This is a genomic window from Nitratidesulfovibrio liaohensis, from assembly GCF_011682075.1.
Taxonomy (GTDB): domain Bacteria; phylum Desulfobacterota; class Desulfovibrionia; order Desulfovibrionales; family Desulfovibrionaceae; genus Cupidesulfovibrio; species Cupidesulfovibrio liaohensis.
Window position 1 is genome coordinate 1 of the sequence record NZ_VSMK01000306.1, and the last position, 3,396, is coordinate 3,396.

Consider the following 3,396-nt stretch of genomic DNA (forward strand, 5'->3'; position numbering starts at 1 on the left):
CGTGCCCGCCCTGGACTTCTGCCGCCCCATGCTGCAGCGCGGGCGGGACAAGCTGTTCGGCGAAACGGCGCGCGCCATCTGGCCCGCCACGGCGGACGGGCGCCGCCTGCCCCTGGCCGACGCCAGCGTGGACTGCGTGACCATCGCCTTCGGCATCCGCAACATCCTGCCCCGCTCGGAGGCCTTTGCCGAAATCCTGCGGGTGCTGGTGCCCGGCGGGCGCCTGTGCGTGCTGGAATTCGGCACCGGCAAGACACCGGTGTGGCGCGGGCTGTACAATTTCTATCTCAACCGGGTGCTGCCCATGGTTGGCAAGGCCGTTTCCGGTGACTCCGGCGCCTACCGCTATCTGGCCGATACCATCATGGCCTTTCCCACCGCCGACGAACTGGCCGGGGAAATGGCGGCGGCAGGCTTTGGCCGGGTGTTCCACCTGCCGCTGACCTCGGGTATCGTGCGCTTGCACGTGGCCGAAAAACCCCTGGTTCCGGCGACCGAAACGCAGCAAACGGCAACGGCCACGCAGCAACGACCCGCCATCAGGGCACGCAAGGCCGCGCCCGCTGCATCCGCCCCGTCTGCCGAATCTGCCGAATCTGGCGAATCCGCCATCGCGGACACGACAGTCCAAGGCACGACAGTACAGGGCACGGCTGCTGGTACGGACAGCCGGGCAAAGGGCGACAAAACGGCAAAGGCCGGTACGGTGCAGGCCACCCTGCCCGGCGCGGCCACGCAGGGAACGGAAAAAAAGAAACGCGCCACCAGCGGCGCCAAGGCGGGGAAGAAGACGCGCTAGCCACACGCGGCAACGCGGAGAGTGGAGATTGCAAGCGGAGCCGCCAGGCCAGTCCGCGTCAGGCCAGTCCGCGTCAGGCCAGTCCGCCTCAGACCAGCATGCGCCGGGCCAGCCAGACCACCAGCACGCCCACGCACATGGCCGCAATGCCCATGCCCCGCAGCATGGCCGGGGGCTGGTCGGACAGCGACCGCAACACCGGGCGCATCCGTTCGGCAAACAGGACATACGGAATGCTTTCGATGACGAAGGCCAGGCCCACGGCGCAGAGCAGGGTATTCCAGTCGATATGCATGAAAGCCTTCTCACACGGGGGCACCGCCCGTGGCAACCCCCCGACGTCAACGCAGCTTTCCGCCGACAGCCACGTCGGCATGCCCGGCCCGGGCGGGCATCCGCGGCAGGACCAACCAGGCAACGCCCGGCACGCAACAGGCAGGCAACAGGCAGGCAATGGGCAGGCAATGGGCAGGCGCCCGGCCCCCATCGGCAGTAATCGGCCCCCAAGGCCGGACACAGGATAGTCAACAGAGTGAACGACATGACCACTTTTGATGCAATCGCCCGCCGTGAATCCCCCGTGGCCGTGGTGGGCCTGGGCTATGTGGGCCTGCCCCTGGCGGTGGCCCTGGCCCGACGCTTCGACGTCATCGGCTTCGACATCTCGCGGGGCCGTGTGGACGAACTGACCGCCGGGCACGACCGTACCGGCGAGGTGGCCGACGCCGACCTGGCCGCCACCACCGCCCGCTTCACCTGCGACGGCGCAGACCTGGCCGCCGCCAGCGTGATCATCGTGGCCGTGCCCACGCCCATCGACAGCCACCGCAACCCAGACCTGACACCCGTGGAAAAGGCCTCCACCACCGTGGGCCGCCACATGTCGCGCGGCTGCGTGGTGGTGTACGAGTCCACCGTGTACCCCGGCGTCACCGAAGACGTCTGCGTGCCCATCCTTGAGCGCGAATCGGGCCTGACCTTCGGGCGCGACTTCACCGTGGGCTACTCGCCGGAACGCATCAACCCCGGCGACAAGGTTCACACCCTGGAAACCATCATGAAGGTGGTCTCCGGCAGCGACGCCCCCACCCTAGACCTGCTGGCCGGGCTGTACGGCAGCGTGGTCACCGCCGGGGTGCACCGCGCGGCCAGCATCAAGGTGGCCGAGGCCGCCAAGGTCATAGAGAACACCCAGCGCGACCTGAACATCGCGCTGATGAACGAACTTTCGCTGATCTTCGACCGCCTGGGCATCGACACCCTGGAAGTGCTGGAGGCGGCGGGCACCAAGTGGAACTTCCTGCCCTTCCGGCCCGGCCTGGTGGGCGGCCACTGCATCGGGGTGGACCCGTACTACCTCACCTTCAAGGCAGAGGAACTGGGCTACCACCCGCAGGTCATCCTGGCGGGCCGCCGCATCAACGACGGCATGGGCAAGCATGTGGCCGAAACCGCCGTCAAGCAGATGATCAAGGCGGGCTGCCGCGTTGACGGCGCACGGGTGGGCATCCTTGGGCTGACCTTCAAGGAGGACGTACCCGACCTGCGCAACACCCGCGTGGTGGACGTGGTGGCCGAACTGCGCGAATACGGGGTGACGGTGCTGGTGCACGACCCCATGGCCGAGGCCGCCGAGGCCCGGCACGAATACGGCCTGGACCTTGCCTCGCTGGACGATTTCACGCAGCTCGATGCGCTGATCCTGGCCGTGGGCCACAAGGCCTACCGTGCAATGCCCCTGTCCGCCATGCGCGGCTGGTTCGCCACGCCGGACCGTGCCCTGCTGCTGGACCTGAAGGGACTGCACGATGCGCAGGCCGCGCAGAATGCCGGGTTCTTCGCCTACTGGCGGTTGTAACGGGGTCTGCGCACCGGCCCCAAAGGACAGGAACGCCATGCTCGCCAGCCAACGCCGCAAACGCCTGCCCCCCGCCCCCGACGACGCCACGTTGCGCGCGGCCCTGCGCCGCACGGCGGAAAGGAAACAGGCCGATGACAGGGGCACGGTGGAGGATTCACGCACCGGCCCCGCCTGCGCGCTGATGCCGGGCATTCCGCGCGGCACCCTGCTGTGCGAACTGCCCCCGCGCGACGTGCCGGTGGTGCTGTGCTGGGACGACTGCTGACGGGGCCTGCAGGAAGCGAGTTCGCTTCTGCGGTCCATGCCTGCGGGCGGGCAACTGCTGCTGGACATCGCGCCCAACCAGATGGGCAGTGCGCGGCACATCGCCCGTATCCGGCAGGCCGACGTGGTGGGCATGCCCTGCGCCACCGCCGAGGGACATTTGCGGCTGCTGCTGCGAAAACGATAGGCTCGGGGACCATCTTCTTCCGGAAGCCCTGCCCCCGGGAAACGAAACGACGACACACCCGGCGCACCCGCGCCGTTCATGGACAGCCTTCACGCATGAGTCTTGTCATCGCCACCGCCACCACCCGTGAAATGAAGGCCGTGCTCACCGGCTTCAACGGGCGGGGCCGCGTGGGCTGCGCCCTGCCCGGACCGGGCGAGGCCTGCCCTTCGCCCGTCAACGGGCGCAACTGTCTGCTGCTGGTCACCGGCGTGGGGCCGGTCAACGCGGCCCTGTCGCTGGGCC

General features: G+C 68.6%; 4 protein-coding genes and 2 pseudogenes. 5 read left to right on the forward strand and 1 reads right to left on the reverse strand.

What is annotated here, in order from left to right:
- Window positions 1-478: pseudogene (locus FVW27_RS20935) on the forward strand (class I SAM-dependent methyltransferase); the annotation flags it as partial.
- Window positions 479-887: 409 nt separating this feature from the next.
- Here the strand turns inward: FVW27_RS20935 and FVW27_RS10890 are convergent.
- Window positions 888-1,094, reverse strand: coding sequence for a DUF2065 domain-containing protein (locus tag FVW27_RS10890; RefSeq protein WP_167125086.1), 207 nt, complete (start codon window positions 1,092-1,094; stop codon window positions 888-890).
- Between the two features lie 246 nt (window positions 1,095-1,340).
- On the opposite strand from FVW27_RS10890, the gene FVW27_RS10895 reads away from it, so the two are divergent.
- The 4 genes and pseudogenes from FVW27_RS10895 to FVW27_RS10910 all read left to right on the forward strand — a co-directional run.
- Window positions 1,341-2,657, forward strand: a complete 1,317-nt coding sequence (locus FVW27_RS10895; RefSeq protein WP_167125088.1) for a nucleotide sugar dehydrogenase — start codon at window positions 1,341-1,343, stop codon at window positions 2,655-2,657.
- A 37-nt stretch (window positions 2,658-2,694) separates the two neighbouring features.
- The gene (locus FVW27_RS10900; protein WP_167125090.1) at window positions 2,695-2,925 is read left to right on the forward strand and encodes a hypothetical protein; all 231 of its coding nucleotides are present in this window, start codon (window positions 2,695-2,697) and stop codon (window positions 2,923-2,925) included.
- Between the two features lie 36 nt (window positions 2,926-2,961).
- Window positions 2,962-3,111: a hypothetical protein gene (locus tag FVW27_RS10905; protein WP_015946122.1), complete on the forward strand. Its 150-nt coding sequence runs from the start codon at window positions 2,962-2,964 to the stop codon at window positions 3,109-3,111.
- A gap of 95 nt (window positions 3,112-3,206) precedes the next feature.
- Window positions 3,207-3,396 (forward strand): annotated as a pseudogene (locus tag FVW27_RS10910) (futalosine hydrolase); the annotation flags it as partial.